Source organism: Gemmobacter caeni (genome assembly GCF_003054195.1).
GTDB classification, from domain to species: Bacteria; Pseudomonadota; Alphaproteobacteria; order Rhodobacterales; family Rhodobacteraceae; genus Gemmobacter; species Gemmobacter caeni.
Genome location: NZ_QBKP01000006.1, coordinates 224,664 through 241,892 on the forward strand (window position 1 = coordinate 224,664; position 17,229 = coordinate 241,892).

Annotated in this window: 16 protein-coding genes; 5 read left to right on the top strand and 11 right to left on the bottom strand. The window is 67.5% G+C overall.

Features of this window, described 5'->3' with window-relative positions; translation table 11 throughout:
• Positions 1-31 precede the first annotated feature (31 nt).
• The 7 genes from C8N34_RS11580 to C8N34_RS11610 form a co-directional block, all read right to left on the bottom strand.
• Positions 32-1,321: an ABC transporter substrate-binding protein gene (locus C8N34_RS11580; RefSeq protein WP_108128979.1), complete on the bottom strand. Its 1,290-nt coding sequence runs from the start codon at positions 1,319-1,321 to the stop codon at positions 32-34.
• An 85-nt stretch (positions 1,322-1,406) separates the two neighbouring features.
• A complete protein-coding gene (locus C8N34_RS11585) occupies positions 1,407-2,783 on the bottom strand; it encodes a hypothetical protein (protein WP_108128980.1) in 1,377 nt (458 codons plus the stop codon).
• Positions 2,780-3,361: an amino acid synthesis family protein gene (locus tag C8N34_RS11590; RefSeq protein WP_108128981.1), complete on the bottom strand. Its 582-nt coding sequence runs from the start codon at positions 3,359-3,361 to the stop codon at positions 2,780-2,782. The genes C8N34_RS11585 and C8N34_RS11590 overlap by 4 nt, the downstream gene beginning before the upstream one ends.
• Entirely contained in the window at positions 3,354-4,193 is an 840-nt protein-coding gene (locus C8N34_RS11595) for a UPF0280 family protein (RefSeq protein WP_199750663.1), read from the bottom strand. The genes C8N34_RS11590 and C8N34_RS11595 overlap by 8 nt, the downstream gene beginning before the upstream one ends.
• Entirely contained in the window at positions 4,190-5,629 is a 1,440-nt protein-coding gene (locus C8N34_RS11600; RefSeq protein WP_108128982.1) for a 6-hydroxynicotinate reductase, read from the bottom strand. Before C8N34_RS11600 ends, C8N34_RS11595 begins: the two co-directional genes overlap by 4 nt.
• Before the next feature lie 118 nt (positions 5,630-5,747).
• On the bottom strand, positions 5,748-8,402 hold the full coding sequence (locus C8N34_RS11605; protein WP_108128983.1) for a molybdopterin-dependent oxidoreductase: 2,655 nt from the start codon (positions 8,400-8,402) through the stop codon (positions 5,748-5,750).
• On the bottom strand, positions 8,399-9,232 hold the full coding sequence (locus C8N34_RS11610) for an FAD binding domain-containing protein (protein ID WP_108128984.1): 834 nt from the start codon (positions 9,230-9,232) through the stop codon (positions 8,399-8,401). Before C8N34_RS11610 ends, C8N34_RS11605 begins: the two co-directional genes overlap by 4 nt.
• A 161-nt stretch (positions 9,233-9,393) precedes the next feature.
• On the opposite strand from C8N34_RS11610, the gene C8N34_RS11615 reads away from it, so the two are divergent.
• Positions 9,394-9,816, top strand: a complete 423-nt coding sequence (locus C8N34_RS11615; protein WP_054302614.1) for a MarR family winged helix-turn-helix transcriptional regulator — start codon at positions 9,394-9,396, stop codon at positions 9,814-9,816.
• Here C8N34_RS11615 and C8N34_RS11620 read toward each other — a convergent pair.
• Positions 9,800-10,675, bottom strand: a complete 876-nt coding sequence (locus tag C8N34_RS11620) for an SDR family oxidoreductase (RefSeq protein WP_108128986.1) — start codon at positions 10,673-10,675, stop codon at positions 9,800-9,802. The two genes, C8N34_RS11615 and C8N34_RS11620, sit on opposite strands and share 17 nt — an antisense overlap.
• 176 nt (positions 10,676-10,851) lie before the next feature.
• Between C8N34_RS11620 and C8N34_RS11625 the strand changes: the two genes are divergently transcribed.
• From C8N34_RS11625 to C8N34_RS11635, 3 genes are all read left to right on the top strand, one after another.
• Complete coding sequence (locus C8N34_RS11625; RefSeq protein WP_233557055.1) at positions 10,852-12,330, top strand: AMP nucleosidase; 1,479 nt, start codon at positions 10,852-10,854, stop codon at positions 12,328-12,330.
• A 146-nt stretch (positions 12,331-12,476) separates the two neighbouring features.
• Complete coding sequence (locus tag C8N34_RS11630; protein ID WP_108128987.1) at positions 12,477-12,764, top strand: HU family DNA-binding protein; 288 nt, start codon at positions 12,477-12,479, stop codon at positions 12,762-12,764.
• 76 nt (positions 12,765-12,840) lie between these two features.
• Positions 12,841-13,716: a DMT family transporter gene (locus tag C8N34_RS11635; RefSeq protein WP_108128988.1), complete on the top strand. Its 876-nt coding sequence runs from the start codon at positions 12,841-12,843 to the stop codon at positions 13,714-13,716.
• Here C8N34_RS11635 and C8N34_RS11640 read toward each other — a convergent pair.
• A complete protein-coding gene (locus C8N34_RS11640) occupies positions 13,713-14,321 on the bottom strand; it encodes a glutathione S-transferase family protein (RefSeq protein WP_108129031.1) in 609 nt (202 codons plus the stop codon). The two genes, C8N34_RS11635 and C8N34_RS11640, sit on opposite strands and share 4 nt — an antisense overlap.
• 68 nt (positions 14,322-14,389) lie before the next feature.
• On the opposite strand from C8N34_RS11640, the gene C8N34_RS11645 reads away from it, so the two are divergent.
• Entirely contained in the window at positions 14,390-15,091 is a 702-nt protein-coding gene (locus C8N34_RS11645) for a helix-turn-helix transcriptional regulator (protein ID WP_108128989.1), read from the top strand.
• A gap of 39 nt (positions 15,092-15,130) precedes the next feature.
• Here the strand turns inward: C8N34_RS11645 and aroC are convergent, their stop codons facing one another.
• Both aroC and C8N34_RS11655 read right to left on the bottom strand, forming a co-directional pair.
• Positions 15,131-16,231 carry a chorismate synthase gene (gene aroC, locus C8N34_RS11650; protein ID WP_108128990.1) on the bottom strand — a complete coding sequence of 367 codons (1,101 nt, stop codon included), beginning with the start codon at positions 16,229-16,231 and terminating at the stop codon, positions 15,131-15,133.
• 58 nt (positions 16,232-16,289) lie between these two features.
• Entirely contained in the window at positions 16,290-17,228 is a 939-nt protein-coding gene (locus C8N34_RS11655; protein ID WP_108128991.1) for an OmpA family protein, read from the bottom strand.
• Position 17,229 lies beyond the last annotated feature (1 nt).

A 17,229-nucleotide genomic window follows, 5' to 3' on the forward strand; every position in this document is an offset into this window, starting at 1 on the left:
CGGGGACTTGAACGCCCCCGCCTGTCCCCTTTCAGAAGCTTTGCGCGGTGTAATCCACCGCATCGGGATACATGCCGTCCTCGATCGAGGTCGCATGCACCCGCATCAGCTTGCCGCCCTCGACCTTCGAGATGAATTGCTGGCCGAACACCTGATGGGTCTTGCCGTTGAAGGTCTTGGCGCCCTGCACATGATCCAGCCCGGCGTCGAAAGCCGTCATCGCCTCGATGGCCTCGACGAATTTCTGCCGGTCGGCGGTGGATTGATAGCCCGAGGCCTCCATTCCCTTCTTGATGACGAACAGCGTTTCCCAGCAGGAAAACATATGGGCATAGGTCGACACATCCCGCGCATCGCTGACCGAAGCGCCGTTGTCATCCACCCCGACGGCGGCGCGATAGGTGCTTTCCCATTCCGGCGCATCCGCCTGTTTCACCCGGCAATGGCCTTCCCAGAAATGCGTGCCTTCCAGAAACTCCAGCCCGGGTGCTGCGATATCCACCGCCTCCAGGCTGTCGATGAAGCCAAAGATCTGCGGACGGGCGCCGCTGCCGTAGAACTCGCCCAACTCCTTCACGAAGGTCAGGACGGCGGGGCCGACCATGACATGATAGAGCACTTCGGTCTCTGCCGGGATCTGCGGCAGATAGCGGGTGAAGCTGGTCTCGGTCGGCGGGATAGCGATCTGGGCGATCACCTCGCCGCCCTGCGCCTTCACCGCCTCGGTGAAGAAATCGCGGTGGTCATGGCCGAAGGCATAGTCAGGGAAAACCATCGTGACCTTCTTGCCGAGGTTCTGCATGACCCAGGGCGCCATGGAGCTGACCTGCGCGCGCACATCGGTAATGCCCGGTTGCAGCGTCCAGCGGTTCAGCATGCCGCTGGCAACGTGATAGCCTTCGGAGCAGACCAGATAAGGCACCTTCAACTCGCCCGCGCGGGGGGCAGAGCCGATGACGACATGGCTGAACAGCGGCCCGAGGATCAGGTCGCACCCGGCCTGCGTCGTCAGCTTTTCCACCACTTCGGCGCCGCGTTTGGGGTCGGTGCCGTCATCCTCGAACACGATTTCGACCGGGCGACCATTGATGCCGCCCTGATCGTTCAGGAGCTTCAGCGCCGCTTGCGTGGTGCGTTCATACCAGCGGCCATAGGCGGCGCCGATTCCGGTGCGGTGGAGCTGGAATCCCAGCTTGATCGGGGCCGAGGATTGCGCCTGCACGAAGCGGGGCGCCGCGCCCAGCATCAGCGCGCCCCCGGCGGCAAGGCCGCCCAGAACGGTGCGGCGGTTGGTCTTGAGGCCTGCGAGGTCGGTCGTCATTATCGTCTCCCCTGTTGGCCGGGCGTGCTGCCCGTATGATTTGTATGCCTGCAAATAAAAACAGCATTATTTGCAATGACTTGTTTCACACCCCCCTGGGCGAGGACAAGAGCCAGAGTCCAAGAACCGTGTATCCTACCATCAGCGCGGTCATCGGCAGATGCGCGATGGCGCGGGTATCGCCCAGCCGCGCCGACAGGTGCAGTGCCAGCAGCAACGCCAGAAGATGCGCGCCAAGGATCAGGGCGAACTGGCTGTTCCAGATCGCCGTCATCGCCGCCTGATCGGTCAGGAAGCCGAAGCCCACGAAGAACGGCTCCAGCCCCAGGAGCGCGTCCCCCCGGAAGAACGGGTCATTCATCGCCGCCAGCACATACTGACCCGAGGTCAGCAGCGTCACCAGATAATGCGCCGCGTGATAGCCCGCCGCGATGGCAAGGAAGGCCAACATCGCCGGCCCCGCACTTGCCCAGAACGGCCCGGTGTGTCGCCCCAGCCGCCGCCCCAGCGCCAGTGCACCCAGAATGCTGCCCGCCGTCAGCGCCCAGACCGCCAGCAGACCCAGCGTGTTCACCCCCTGCACGGCGGATCGGCCAGTAAATTCCAGCGGGTTCTCGCCGATCAGCGCCATCCAGAAAAAGGTCTCCATCAGCCCGTCGAAGGTCAGCCCGGCCAGCGCCAGCGTGACGAAGATCACGGCCGAAGGCGTCAGCGGCGGCAGGCGCAGGATCTGCGTGCCGGGCAGGCCCGCGTAAAGCCGCGCGCGGCGGCCATCGATCTCCAGCCAGAGGGGTGCGATCCGGGCGAGGAAACCAAGGTAGAGGGTCATGAACTCGCCCTCCTGCACCCAATGCTCGCCCTCCAGCACCGCAAGCAGGAACACGACCAGCCAATAAGCCCCGATCACCTGCGCCAGCACCAGCGGATCATCGGGTGACAGCGCGACAAGCTCGAACCACAGGAAGGCCAGCAGCCCCGCCACAGCAGGCCAGTGGCCAAGGCGTGAAAGGCCGATGCCTCCGGTGCGCCCGATCAGATGCCGCACCAGCCGCACAGGCCCGGTCCAGGGGTTCAGGGCCCGCCACAGGTTACCGAAGATCAGCGAGGCCAGCGGCAGCGCCACCCAGATCCCGGTCCAGAACACCAGTGTCAGCAGGTTGTGCACCGGGTCGCGCGTGCCGGTGAAGCCAAGAAATACCAGCCCCATCAGCGCCAGAAAGCTGAGATAAGAGGTCAGCGTTTCGGGCAGCAGCACGGGCCGTTCCAGCACCAGTCGCGCCCGGAAAACCGGCAGCCGCCGCGCGGCCCCGCCCCAGAGCGCGGTCAGAACCACAACAGCCGCCGCCCCGGCCATGTAGTGCCCGGTCGGCAGCGTCAGGATGATCGACGGCGGCAGCGCACAGGCCAGAGCCCCCGCCGGGGCGAGGGCAAGACCAAGCGCAAGGCCGCCGCGCCGGATCATCGCAGCCCGTCCTCCCCCTTCACCTGATGCACCTCCAGGCCGCCCATCCGGGCATGGATGCGCGGCCCCTTGGCCATGACGAGGATGAAGGCGATCTCGTCCGGCTTTGGCGCATCGGGAACCGAGACCTCCATCGCATCGAAATGGCTGCGGACATAGGCCGCGTTGATATGGCCGATCGGAATGTCGATGCTGGCACCCATCGGCCCCAGCTTCTTGGTCGAGGGCACGATGGCGCGGCTTTCGCCGAGCCGCTCTCGCATCGCATAGCCGCCCGGAACGTGCCAGAGCGCGCCATGCTCCAGCTCGCCCCCTGCGCCGACGATGGCGCCCTTGCCATAGGCGTCGATCCCCTCGCGCCCGCCCAGCGCGGCGATCAGCCGGTCGGTCATGGCAAGACCCAGCGATTTCAGGTCATCCATCGCCGCTTGCAGGTTGGGCTCAAAACGACCAGCAAAGGGGTTTTTCACCACCGCAACAACAGCGCCGCGCAGGCGCGGCTGGTCGGGCACGGGGCCGCCATCGTGGCGGATCTCTTCTGTCAGGGTCACGATCTTGCGGATGGGAAAATCAGCCAAGGCAGGGCTCCGGCATGGGGGCCAGCAGCGGCTGGCCGAGGGTTTGCAGGCAAGGGTGGAGGAAAAGCGCCGCTCCGGCAATTACTTCTGCGGCGATCAGGCGCCGGGCAAGCGCCGCCCCCCGCGCCAGCGCCAGCGCAGCCTCTGTCGCGGTCAGGGGGGCGACCGAGGTCGTCACCGGCAGATCGCCAAGGTCGCTGTCGTGTCTCACCTGCCGCGCAGGCAGACGGGTGATGCCGGGGTGGCCCGGCAGGTCCACCGCATTGGCGATCATCGTCGCGGCGGCATCGGCGGCGGCGGCGCTGGCCGCGAGCACCGTGACGGCATCGGCAATGCCAAGCGACTGGCTGCGCCCGCACCAGCCCGATGTGGCGATGCCGCGCACCGGATCGGCGTGATGGATGGTCACGCGCGTCTCGCTGCCCGCAAAGGCGGCACTGTAGCTCGTGCCGGGCGTCAGATGCAGCGCGATGTCTCCGCCATTGTTCACATGGGCGCGGGTCAGGCCGGGACGCGGCATCACTGCCAGCACCGTCTCGGCCACCGCCCCGGCCACTGCGGCCATCGGCGTGATGAAGGCCGGGCGATGCGGCGCCACGGCCCGCGCCATACGGCGGGCGGTGGCGCCGCGCAGGGGCTGTGGCGTGGCACTGCGCAGGGCGGGCAGTTCCGCCACCAGTTCATCCAGCAGCGGTGCAAAGCGCACGGCGGCGGCGGCAAAAGCGGCCTCCACCGCCTCCGGCGTGCCATCGGCGCCAAGGATCAGATCCATCGGGCCATGATGCAGATGCAGGCGACCATCGGGCAGGCGGCGGGCTTCGGCGGGCATCATGCCTCCCCCCGTGGCCGGATGCGCGCAGCGGTCGGGTATTCACCGCCCTTACGCAGGATGTCGGGCAGGTCGCGGATTGCCCCGGCATGGCCGCCCAATGCCAGATAGGCGTCGCGCGGCAGGGTGAACTCCAGCGGAGCCACCAGCGCCGGGGTCGGCACATAGCCGAAAGCGCCGGGCGGCAGGCGCGTCACATCCACCATGAAGGTGATACCACCGCCGGGCCAGATGTAGCACTCGGCCCCACCCGAGGTCAGCACGGTTTCCCCGGTCTGAACCGAGCGTGTCAGCTGCACCGGGTTGCGCGTGACGCCCGCCCGCAGGCTGCCCCCCGCCCCGCCCATGAACAGCACTGTGCAAAGCGAGGGTTCACAGTTTTCCGCGATCAGATCGACAGTGGCGCGCAGCGCCTCGGGCAACGGCGTGGGTTGCGGGGTCAGGCTGTCATCAAGGATGTAGAAGCCCCAATCCTCACCCGTGGTGGAAACCATCAGGAGGCTCAACCCAGGCCGCGCGCCCTTCTTCGCCTCCCACGGCCCGAGGATCTCCAGCGGGTCGGTCAGCCGCGTGCCGCCCCAGCCAAGGCCGGGGTCCGAGACGCGGAAATAGCGGCCGGGGGTCGACCGATGCCCCTTTATGCGGATGCCGGTAGGTGGCCAGCCAATCACCTTGCCCGCCTGATGTTCCGATACCACGCCGGTAATATGGTCATCCACCACCACCACCTCATCCACCAGCCCCTGCCATTGCGCCGCGAACATCCCGATGGTGGCCGAGCCGCAGCCGACACGCATCCGGTGCTCGGGCTTGCCATCCACAATCGGCGCGCGCCCCGCCTGCACAATGACGGTTGAGCCGCCGTCGATTGCCAGTTCCACCGCCTCGCGGTTGCAGAGCGCGAGCAGGGTGGAACAGGTCAGCCGCCCCTCGGGTTTGGAGCCGCCGGTAAGGTGATGCACCCCCCCCAGTGACAGCATCTGCGAGCCATATTCGGCCGTGGTGACATGCCCCACCGGCTCGCCCCCCGCGCGGACCGTGGCGCCCTCGGGGCCAAGGAAGCGGTCGGTGTCGATCTTCACCTTGACGCCGCAGTAGGAAAAGATCGCCTCTGTCACCACGGTCACCATGTCCGCACCTTCGGGGCGGGAGGCGATGATGAAGGGCGCGGGTTTGAAATCCGGGTAGGTGGTGCCTGCGCCGATGGCAGTGACAGTCGTATCCGCCGGGGTCAGCGCGCCGTCCCAACCGGCACCTGCGAAGGGGATGACCGGCGTTCCGGATGCCAGAGCCTGCGACAGCATCACCAGGGGATCAGTGCGGACGATGCGACCCGAGTCATTGGCATAGCGGTCGCAGGCGCCGGTCTGGCCGGGGGCGATGTAGCACATCACCGGGCAGGCATCGCAGCGGATCTTCTCGGGCGCGGCGCTGGTCATGGCATGGCCTCGGATGGCGGGGTTCGTGGGGGCTGTCTGCCCGTCGCCGGTCGGGCTTGAACCGATGGCGCCCAACCGGCGACCCCCGAAGGATATTTTTGCCAAGATGAAAGCAGCCTCATGCCCGGCACCCCTTAATCGCCGTGCGCAGCCGGTGCGGCAGCACCGGAACACGGGCCAAGGTGATGCCGGTGGCGTGGCGGATCGCGTTCAGGATCGCAGGCGCGGTGGGGATCAGCGTGTGTTCGCCCAACCCCTTGGCACCGAAGGGGCCTTCCGGGTCCGGCACCTCGATCAGCAGGCTTTCTATGGGCGGCACGTCCGAAGTGGTAGGAATCAGGTAATCATGCAGGTTCTCGGTCCGGCCGGGCAGATATTCTTCCATCAGCGCAAGGCCGATGCCCTGCGCGATACCGCCCTCGATTTGCCCTCGCGCCAGCAGCGGGTTGATGGCGCGGCCAAGGTCATGCGCCGCAGTGATCTTCAGGAGCCGCACCGCCCCCAGCGCGGCATCGACCTCAAGTTCCACCATCTGCGCGCCGAAGCCATAGACGGCATAGGGAATGCCCTGCCCGTTTTCATCCAGAGTTGTAGTGGGCGGGTCATAGCTTTCCTCGGCCATCAGCACATAGCCGAAGGGGTCTTCCGGCAGCGCGGCAAGGCTCAGCCGCGCGGTCTGGCCGTTTTCAGTGCCGGTCAGCGTGACGCCCTCCAGCGCCAGCCGCGCGCCCTGCCCCATGTTCAGCCGCCGCAAAATCTCGGCCCGCAGCGCGGCCCCAGCCGCCTGTGCCGCGCGGCCCGAGACGAAGGTCTGCCGGCTGGCTGAGGTCTTGCCCGCATCCGGCGTCAGCGCGGTATCGGGGCCGATCAGGCGCAAGGCGGCCAGCGGCAGGCCCAGCGCCTCTGCCGCGATCTGCGGGATGACGGTGTTGGACCCCTGCCCGATGTCGGTCGCGCCCTGATGCAGCACCGGCACACCCGCACGGGTCAGGCCCAGCCGCATGGTCGAAGGATTGGGCAGCGAGGTATTGCCGCAGCCATACCAGCAGGTCGCCAGCCCCACTCCGCGCCCCGGCACCTGCGCCTCGGCCAAGGCGCGCTGCCAGTGCGGGCGCAGCGCGGTCAGGCATTCATGGATGCCCGGCGCGGCGAGGCGCTGGCCTGTGACGGTTTCGTCGCCGGCGCGCAGGGCGTTGCGCAGCCGGAACTCCAGCGCGTCGATGCCCGCCGCCTCGGCCAGCCGGTCGATCAGCGTTTCCGACAGCAACATCGCCTGCGGCACGCCGAAGCCCCGGAAGGCGCCGGAAACCGGACCATGGGTATGCACCGCCCGCGCCTCGGCCGCATAGGCGGGCATCCGGTAGGGACCGGAGGCATGGACCGGCACGCGATTGGCCACCGTCGGCCCCCAGCTTGCATAGGCGCCGGTGTCGAAACTGCCGTCGAAGGTCATGCCCGTCAGTCGCCCTTCGGCATCGCAGCCCAGCGCCGCGCGCATCCGCCCCGGATGGCGCTTGGTGGTGGAAGTCATGCTTTCGCTGCGGCTGTAGGTCATCCGCACGGGCCGCCCGGTGCGCAGCGCCACCAGCCCGATCAGCGGTTGCAGGCTGACATCCAGTTTCGAGCCAAACCCGCCCCCCACCGCCGAGGGCAGGATGCGCACCCGCTCCGGCGGCAGGCTCAGAACGGCGGCGGTATCGTCGCGGTCCATCACCGGCGCCTGGGTGCAGGCACGGATGCAAAGCGTGTCGCCTTCCATCCAGGCTGCACCCGCCTCGGGCTCGATATAGGCATGTTCGACGAAAGCGGTCTGCATCTCGCCCTCGACCACGAAGGCGGAATCCGCCAGCGCGGTAGCGGCATCGCCGCGCCGCACACGGCCCGCAATCAGGATATTGCCGGGACGCGAGGGATGGACCAGCGGCGCGTCCGGCGCCTCTGCCTCTGCCATCGTGACCGGCGGCAAGGACTGCCAGTTGACCGGGAAGCTGGAAAGGTCTGGTTCCGCCCCATCCTCGAAAGCCACCAGTGCCACCGCCTCGCCCCGAAAGCGGGCGGTGCCCTCGGCCAGCGCGGGTTGGTCTGCGAAGGCCGGGATGACGCCAAAGGCATTGCGGCCGGGGATGTCGGCAGCGGTGAACACCTGTGCCTGCTGCGCCGCGGCCCAGGCCGCCAGATCGCCGAAAGTGAAGCGCGCATGCGGATGAGGCGACCGGATCGCCCGCGCCACCAGCCCGCCCTTCTGCCAGACATCGGCACCGAACAGATCGCCCGCCACCTTGGCCGCACCATCCAGCCGGGGAATGGCCTGCCCCACCCGCCCCTCGGGCGCAGCGGGCGGCGGCGTGGTATCGCAGACTGCCGTGATGATGGCCTGATAGCCGGTGCAGCGACACAGAACACCGCCCAAGGCGGCCTCAGCCTCGGCGCGCGAGGGCGCGGGGTTCCGGCGCAGCAGCGCCAGCGCCGTCATCAGCATACCGGGGGTGCATATGCCGCACTGTGCCGCACCATGGCGCAGAAAGCTGGCGCGGAGCGCCGTCAGCAGCAGATCGTCGGCCTCGATGGTGGTGACATCGCGGCCCTTGGCGCGGGCGGTGGGCGTGAGGCAGGCGCAAACCGGCGCGCCATCCAGCAGCACGGTGCAGGCGCCGCAATCACCGGCATCGCAACCGACCTTGGTGCCGGTCAGCCCCGCCTCCTCCCGCAGCGCATCCGACAGGCGTCGGGTGGTGCCGATGAAGGAGACAGGCTTGCCGTTGACGCAGCTCATGCCACCGCCTCCATCGTCGCGCGGCGGGTCAGTTCTGCCGCCGCCTCCAGCCGATAGGCGGCGCTGCCGCGCACGTCGTCGATTGGGGCAAGGTCAGCAGCCAACAGATCGGGCGTGATGCGCGCCAGTGCCTCGGCCAGCGGCAGACCCCGGCAGGCCGTTTCCGCCGCTGCCAGACGACGCGCGGTCGGCGCACAGGCCCCGGCGGATAATGCAAGCTCGGCAATCACCCCGCCCTCCAGCCGCAGCCGCGCCGCCACCATGGCAATGGAGATCACCAGATGCGCCCGCGCACCCAGCTTCTGAAAGGCCGACCGCCCCGCCAGCGCCTTGCGCGGCAGATGCAGGGTCAGCAGCAGTTCATCCGCCGCCAGCGCGGTTTGTCGCGCGCCGGTCAGAAATTCGACCAGTGGAAGGCGGCGCGGACCACGGGGCGAGACAAGCTCCAGCTCTGCCTCCAGCACAAGCAGCGGCGGCGCACCATCGGCGGCGGGCGAGGCATTGCAAAGATTGCCACCCACCGTGCCTGCATTCTGGATCTGCCACCCACCCACCTGCCGCGCCGCCTGTTGCAGGCCCGCACAGGCGGGCGGCAAATTGGCAGCGGCCAGAGCGGACCATGTGACCCCCGCGCCGATATACAGCCCCTCGGGGGTTTCGGTGATCGCGGTCATCCCCGGCAGCGCGGTCAGGTCCAGCGCGGCAAAGCCCAAAGCCTGTCGCTGTGTAGCGGGATAAAGATCCGTCCCCCCCGCCAGCACACGCCATCCGCCCGCGGCCAGAAGGCCAAGCGCCTGGTCAAGCGTATCGGGGCGCGCGTAATCGGTCACAAACGGCCTCGCGGGTTGCGGGTCGGGGCGGGAACGGCGTGTAGATTGTTTGTATGCAAACATCCTGCGGCGATCTGCCGCCCGCTGTCAACGATTTTGATGGCAAGGGTTTTGATGGCAAAGCGCTTGCCCCCGCCGTCCCCCGCCGCTATCGGAGAGGGGTGAGCGAGGAAACCGAACCCTATGTGCTGGACGATCAGGTCGGTTACCTGCTGCGGCGGGTGACGCAGCGCCACCTTGCGATCTTCTCGCAGCACATCCCCGAAATCACCGCCATGCAATTCGCCTGCCTGGTGCGGCTGCACCAACAGGGGCCGCTGAGCCAGAACCATCTGGGCCGCGCGGCCTCGATGGATGCGGCGACGGTGAAAGGCGTGGTGGGCCGCCTGGAAAAGCTGGGCCTTGTGACCCGCGCCGCCGATCCGGGCGACAAACGCCGCCTGACCGTCACACTGACCGAGGCGGGCGCAGCACTTGTCTCTGCGCGCTATGCCGACGGGCTGCGCATCAGCGCCGCCACGATGGAACCGCTGAACCGGGCAGAACGGGCGCACCTTATGGCGCTCCTCAATCGCCTGACCTGAGGTGTTCGGCCAATAGCGCCGCCAGCCCCTCCCGGTAGGTCGGATAGGCAAGCTGCACGCCAAGATCGCGCTTCATCCGGTCATTCCGCACCCGCTTGCTTTCGGCATAGAAACTGCGGGCCAGCGGCGTCATCTCAGCCTCGTCGACCGGCACGACCGGCGGCAGGTCCACTCCCAGTAACTCGGCCGCATGGGTCAGCACGTCCTGCGGCGGCGATGGGTCGTCGTCACAGACATTGTAGATCGCCCCCGGCTCGGGCTGGTTGATCGAAGCGTCCAGCACCTGCGCGATGTCCTCGACATGGATGCGCGAGAAATATTGCCCCGGCTTCACGATCCGCTGCGCAGTGCCGTCCCTGACCTTGCGGAACGGGCCACGACCGGGGCCGTAGATCCCGGCAAGGCGGAATATATGCAGGGGCAGCCCCTGAGCGGCGGCCAGCGCCTGCCAACCAGCCTCAGCCGCGACGCGCTGATGGCCGCGCGTGGTGCCGGGCGTCAGGGGTGTCGTCTCATCCACCCAGCCGCCCGCGTGATCGCCGTAGACCCCGGTGGTGGATAGATACCCCAGCCAGCGCAGCCCCGGCAGCGGCCGGTCGAACGCCTCCGGCGCCGCCGTCAGAACCGGATCGCCCGCCGCATCCGGCGCGGCGGAAAGCAGGATATGGCTTGCCCCCGCCACGGCTCCGGCCAGATCGACGCCGGGCCAGATCAGCGGCGTTACGCCCTCTGCCGCCATGGCCGCCGCGCGGTCGGCACTGCGGGTGGTGCCGGTGACCTGCCAGCCCTGCGCCAGAAGCCGCCGCGTCAGTGCCCGCGCCGAATAGCCGTAACCGATTGCCAGTAAATGCCGTTCCATCCTGCCCCGCCCTTCCCGTTCTCCCCGTTTTCGGCCCTGTCGCCGCCCTTGGCAAGGCGTGGTGGCGCGACCGCATGTCACGCGGCTTTCACCAGCCTGCGTTAGCGCCCCCATAACAGACTTGATTTGCCCCCCGGCAAAGGTGCAAAAAGGGCGATCAAAAAATGGAAAAAGATGTGACGCAGTTTACCGAAACGCAAAACGCGCCGGCCGATCCGGCGCAGGAATATTTCACCGATCCGACCGCCGCCGTTGACCGGCTGCAAGACCTTTACGATGCCGCCGTCGCGCATCTGACCGCCGGTTTCAATGCTGTGATGCAGGGCAACCGCCCCGAGACGCGGCTGCGCGCCTGCTATCCTGAGATCCGGCTGGTCACCACCAGCTTTGCCAAGGCGGATTCGCGGCTATCGTTCGGCCATGTGGCCCAGCCCGGCACCTATGTCGCCACGATCACCCGGCCTGACCTGTTCCGTAACTACCTGATCCAGCAGCTTGGCCTGCTGATCGAAAACCACGGCGTGCCCATCGCCATCGGCCCGTCGCAAACCCCGATCCCGGTGCATTTCGCGCTGGCCAACCGCCCCGGCGTTCTGGTGCCGCAGGAGGGCGTGCTGGACTTCCCGCTGCGCGACGTGTTCGACGTGCCGGATCTGGCCACCACCAACGACGACATCGTGAACGGCGTGCTGACCGAGTATCCCGACGGCTCGCGCCCGCTGGCGCCGTTCACAGCGCAAAGGGTGGATTACTCGCTCGCGCGGCTTTCGCATTACACCGCGACCGATGCCGGGCATTTCCAGAACCACGTCCTGTTCACCAACTACCAGTTCTATGTGGATGAATTTGAGGCCTATGCCCGCAAGGTTCTGGGTGATCCGGCCTCGGGCTATTCCTCGTTCGTGGCGCCCGGCAATGCCGAGATTACCACGCCTGACGGCGATCTTGTGGTGCTGCCCAAGATGCCGCAGATGCCGACCTATCACCTGAAGCGCCCCGACGGGCAGGGCATCACGCTGGTCAATATCGGCGTCGGCCCTTCGAACGCCAAGACCGCGACCGACCATATCGCCGTGCTGCGCCCACATGCCTGGCTGATGGTGGGTCACTGCGCCGGCCTGCGCAATTCGCAAAGCCTTGGCGATTTCGTGCTGGCCCATGCCTATCTGCGCGAGGATCACGTTCTGGACGACGATCTGCCGATCTGGGTGCCAATCCCGGCGCTGGCGGAAATCCAGATCGCACTGGAGCGCGCGGTGGAACATGTGACCCAGTTGCAGGGTTACGAACTGAAACGGATCATGCGCACCGGCACGGTTGCCACCATCGACAACCGCAACTGGGAACTGCGCGACCAGTCCGGCCCGGTGCAGCGGCTCAGCCAGTCGCGCGCCGTCGCACTGGACATGGAAAGCGCCACCATCGCCGCCAACGGCTTCCGCTTCCGGGTGCCCTATGGCACGCTGCTCTGCGTCTCGGACAAGCCGCTGCATGGCGAGCTGAAGCTGCCCGGCATGGCAACCGATTTCTACCGCAGTCAGGTTGCGCGCCATCTGCTGATCGGCATTCACGCCATGGAACAGTTGCGCGACATGCCGGTTGAACGTATCCACAGCCGGAAGTTGCGCAGCTTCGAGGAAACCGCCTTCCTGTAACGCTGCGATGCAGTAGCGCGGCAGGGCGCGCATCCCGGCATTCTGGGCTTGCACTTTGCCGCGAAAACCTGTGTAGCACTGTCCATCAATGCCCCGAGGGGCTTATTCTCCGCCCAAAGGCGGGGACAAGACCAAAGGAAAGAAAAATGTCGAAACCGATGACCAAGACGCAACTCGTGGCCGCCCTGTCCGACGCGATGGGCGCAGACAAGAAGACCGCCGGCGCCGCGCTGGATGCGATCGCCGCCATCGTGGCGCGGGAAGTGGCCGCCGGTGGCGCCGTCACGCTGCCGGGCCTTGGCAAGGTCGTCTGCCGCGCCCGCCCGGAACGTCAGGTGCGCAACCCGGCCACCGGCGAAACCGTGACCAAGCCGGCCGACAAGCAGGTGAAATTCACCATCGCGAAAGCGCTGAAAGACAGCGTGAACGCCTGATCGGCCCCGCGCCGTTCGCCAAGGCCGCCCGCGAGGCGGCCTTTTTCTTGCGCCCTTCCTTTGCCCGGATTGCCCCGTGAACCTGCGCGCCCTTGTCACCGGCCTGTGCTTCGCCCTGATCTGGTCTTCGGCCTATGCCGTAGCCCGCATCATCGTGGCCGAAGCACCGCCGCTGCTGTCGCTGGCGCTACGGTTCAGCATCTCGGGCGTGGTTGCGGTCGGCATCGGCCTGCTGCTGGGGCAAAGCCTGCGCCTGACGCGCGCACAATGGCGGGCCACGCTGATCTTCGGCCTGTGCCAGAACGCACTGTATCTGGGTCTTAATTTCATCGCGATGCAATGGATCGAGGCGTCGCTGGCCGCGATCATCGCCTCTTCCATGCCGCTGATCGTTGCGGCCCTGGGCTGGGCCTTCCGGGGGGAGCGGCTGTCGCCACTGGGCGTACTGGGCCTTGGCCTCGGTTTCAGTGGCGTGGCGCTGATCATGGCGGCGCGGCTGACCGGCGGAGCCGACCCGCTGGGCGTGGTCTTCTGCCTTGCCGCCGCGCTGGCGCTGGCCACCGCAACGCTGACCCTGCGCGGCGCGGCGTCGGGCGGCAATCTGTGGATCATCGTCGGGCTTCAGATGTGGGTCGGGGCGGCGGTTCTGTGGGTCGCGGGCGGGCTGCTGGAAAGCTGGCACCTGCCGACGAACCCGCAGTGGATTGCCGCGATGACTTATCAGATTTTCATGCCCGGCATCGCGGCGACGGTGCTGTGGTTCGCGCTGGTGCACCAGATCGGCGCGGTGAAGGCATCGAGCTTTCACTTCCTCAACCCGTTCTTTGGCGTGGCCATCGCGGCCGCGCTGCTGGGCGAACAGATCCGGGCCACCGACATTGCCGGGGTCGTGGTGGTCATGGCCGGTATCCTTGCCGTGCAGCGCGCCCGCGAGACCCGCGCGCGGCCCTAACCCGCCATCAGCGCCGCATCCCGCGCCAGCATCGCTGCCACCGCCGGGCGCGCCTGACACCGCGCCACCCAGTCGCGGATCGCCGGGTCGTCCGGCGTCGCCTCGCGGAACCAGGCATAAGGCGAATGCACCAGCAGATCGACCGCCGAATAGCGATCGCCCAGCAGCCACGGCCCGCGCGCCAGCGCCGCCGAAATCCGCGCCGCCACCTCATCTGTGCCGCGCCATGTGGCGGTGAAGGCCGGATGCGACAGCCCGCTGCGCGCCACGATCAGCGCGGGTTCCATGACTGCACCATACCAGAACAGCCAGGTCAGAAACGCGCCCCGCTGCGGATCGCCAGGCGGCGGCGCCATGCCCCCCTGCGGGAACAGTGCCGTCAGATAAAGCATGATGGCCGCCGTTTCCGAGATCAGTGTCCCGTCATGGTCCAGCAGCGGCACCTTGCCCTCGGGATGCGGATTCGCCGCATCCGGTCCGCCGGAACCGTCAAACCGGCGGATCGTGACGGGACGCAGCGCCACCTCATCCCTGATCCCCATCTCCTCGATCAGGGTCAGGATGCGCGAGGACCGCGAATTGGGCGCGTGACAGAGGGTCAGCATGGCAGGCTCCTTTTCTTTCTGCATGCCCCTGTTATGCTGCACCCCTCCTGACGAAAGCTGTCAGCATCATGGCCCGATCCGACCGCCTGTTCCGCCTGCTGGATGCCCTGCGCCGCCTGCCGCCGCCCGCGACAGCCGCGCGGCTGGCAGAGGAACTTGAAGTCTCGCCGCGCACGCTTTACCGCGACATCGCCAGCCTGCGAGCGGCAGGAGCGCGGATCGAGGGCGAGGCCGGAGTAGGCTACACGCTGACCGAAGATCCGGCCCTGCCCCCACAGATGTTTACCCGGATGGAGGTCGAGGCGCTGATGCTCGGGCTGGCCGAGATCCGCCTTGCAGGCGACCCGGCACTGGCCCGCGCGGCTGAAACCGCCGCCGCCCGCATCATCGCCACCCTGCCCGAACGGGTGCAGCGGCAAGCGCTGCATGCCGCACAGGAAATCTACCGCTTCGAGCCGCGCCAGCCCGCCCCGCCTCATCTGGGCCTGATCCGCGAGGCGATCTGGGCCGAATGCGCGCTGGACCTGCGCTATGAGGATAATGCGGGCCAAAACAGCCAGCGCCGGATCTGGCCGCTGTCGGTGGTCTGGCTGGACAAATCACTGATGCTGCTGGCCTGGTGCTGTTTGCGCAACGACTTCCGCCGCTTCAAGCTGCACCAGATGTCAGAGGTCACGCAAAGCGACGAAAGCTTCCGGCCCCGCCGCGTGCCGCTGCTGCGCGCGTTTCACACCCGCCTGCGCGGTCAGGGCAAGGCGCAAATTCGTTGATCAACGAATTTGCAAATCTTTTCGCAAAAGATTTGCGCCTCACCCGACGGTGCCGCGCACACCGCCGGTCTGGCCGCGATCCAGCAGCAGGTGATCGAGCAGCACGCAGGCCATCATCGCCTCGCCCACCGGCACGGCGCGGATACCGACGCAGGGATCATGGCGGCCCTTGGTGATCAGTTCGATCTCCTCGCCTGCCTGATTGACCGTCTTGCGCGGCGTCAGGATCGAGGAGGTCGGCTTCACTGCAAAGCGCACCACCACATCCTGCCCTGTGGAAATACCGCCCAGAATGCCGCCCGCGTGGTTCGACAGGAATTCCGGCCCGTTCGGCCCCATGCGCATCTCGTCGGCGTTTTCCACCCCGGTCAGCGCCGCCGCCGCCATGCCCTCGCCGATCTCCACCGCCTTCACCGCGTTGATCGACATCATCGCCGCCGCCAGATCGCTGTCGAGCTTGCCGTAAAGCGGTGCGCCCAGCCCCGCAGGCACGCCGGAGGCCACAACCTCGATCACCGCACCCACCGAATTGTGGTTCAGCCGCAGGTCATCCAGATAGCCGGCCCAGCCTTCCGCCGCCACAGCATCGGGACACCAGAACGGGTTCCTCTCGATCTCGGTCGCATCGAACCGGCTGCGGTCGATCCCGTGCGGGCCGACCTGCACCATATAGCCGGTGATGGTCAGCCCCGGCACCAGCGCGGCCAGCGCCGCGCGCGCGACGCCCCCTGCCGCCACCCGTGCCGCGGTTTCGCGGGCCGAGGACCGGCCACCGCCGCGATAATCGCGCAGGCCATATTTCAGATGATAGGCCAGATCGGCATGGCCGGGGCGGAAGGCACGGGCGATGTCGCCGTAATCCTTCGACCTCTGGTCCGTATTCTCGATCATCAGCTGGATAGGCGTGCCGGTCGATCTCCCCTCGAAGACACCCGAGAGGATCTTCACCGCATCGGCCTCTTGCCGCTGGGTGGTGAACTTGTTTTGGCCTGGCTTGCGCCGGTCGAGCCAGTGTTGCAGCGCCGCCGCCCCGATCTCCACCCCCGGCGGGCAGCCGTCGACCGTGGCGCCCAGCGCAGGGCCATGGCTCTCGCCCCAGGTGGTGACGCGGAACAGGTGACCGAAGGTGTTCAGGCTCATGGGCGCACTCCTTTGCGCAGTGCCTTTACGCCAAAGCGCGCGGCGTGGGAAGGCGCCGCTATTCGGTTGAGGTCAGGATCGCCTCGACCCGCCGGTTCGCCATCCGCCCGGCTTCGGTCAGGTTGCTGGCGCGGGGTGCCAGATAGCCCACGCCCTGCGCCTCGATCCGCGCACCATCGGCCCCGGCGGCGATCAGCGCCTGCCGCACCGCCGCCGCGCGCTGCTTCGACAGCGCCAGATTGGTGGCGAGATTGCCCGAGGCATCGGTATGGCCGACCAGAGCGATGCGCCGCGACGGGTTGGCCGCCAGCCAGTCGGCCAGCGCCTGCAAGGCCGGATTGCCCGCGGTTTCCAGCCGGGCCGCGCCCGAGGCGAAATCCAGCCCCTCCAGCACCGCATGGCCCTGTCCCTCCAGCGCGGCACCGATATCCGGGGCCTCACCCGGAACACCCGCGGGCGGTGTTTCGGCTTCGCCAAGGTCAACAGGCTGCAACCCGGTTTCCTCTGCGACAGCGCCGGGCTGAACCCGCGTCATCTGCACAAACCCCGAGGCCTGCGACCGGCTGACCATCAGGCTCAGCACCTCATCCCCCTTCGCCGCGGCGAGATAGCGGAAATCGCCCAGATCGACATGCATGTCCGGCTCGGTCATCAGGAGCAGATCATAGCGGAAATCGAAGCCGCCACAGGCATCGGTTTCGCATTCGTAAAGCACTTGCCAGCCCGCCGCCTGCAGCTGTTTGCGCAGGGGCGCGAGCAGGTCCAGCGTGGATACAGGACCGGCGATGCGCCAGGCCACCTGTTCAACCGTCCCTTCTGCCACACGGGTTTTGACCCGACCGTCCTGCCACGGGCCGAGCGGCATCCGGTAGCTGGCGCCGGGTTCCGTGATGCGGGCGGTCTCGGTCGCCGGGCCGGGCAGGCGCAGCGACAGCGGTGCCGCAGCCATAGCACCCGGCAGCAGCGCAAGCGCCAGCCCAAGGCAGAACCGCCGCATG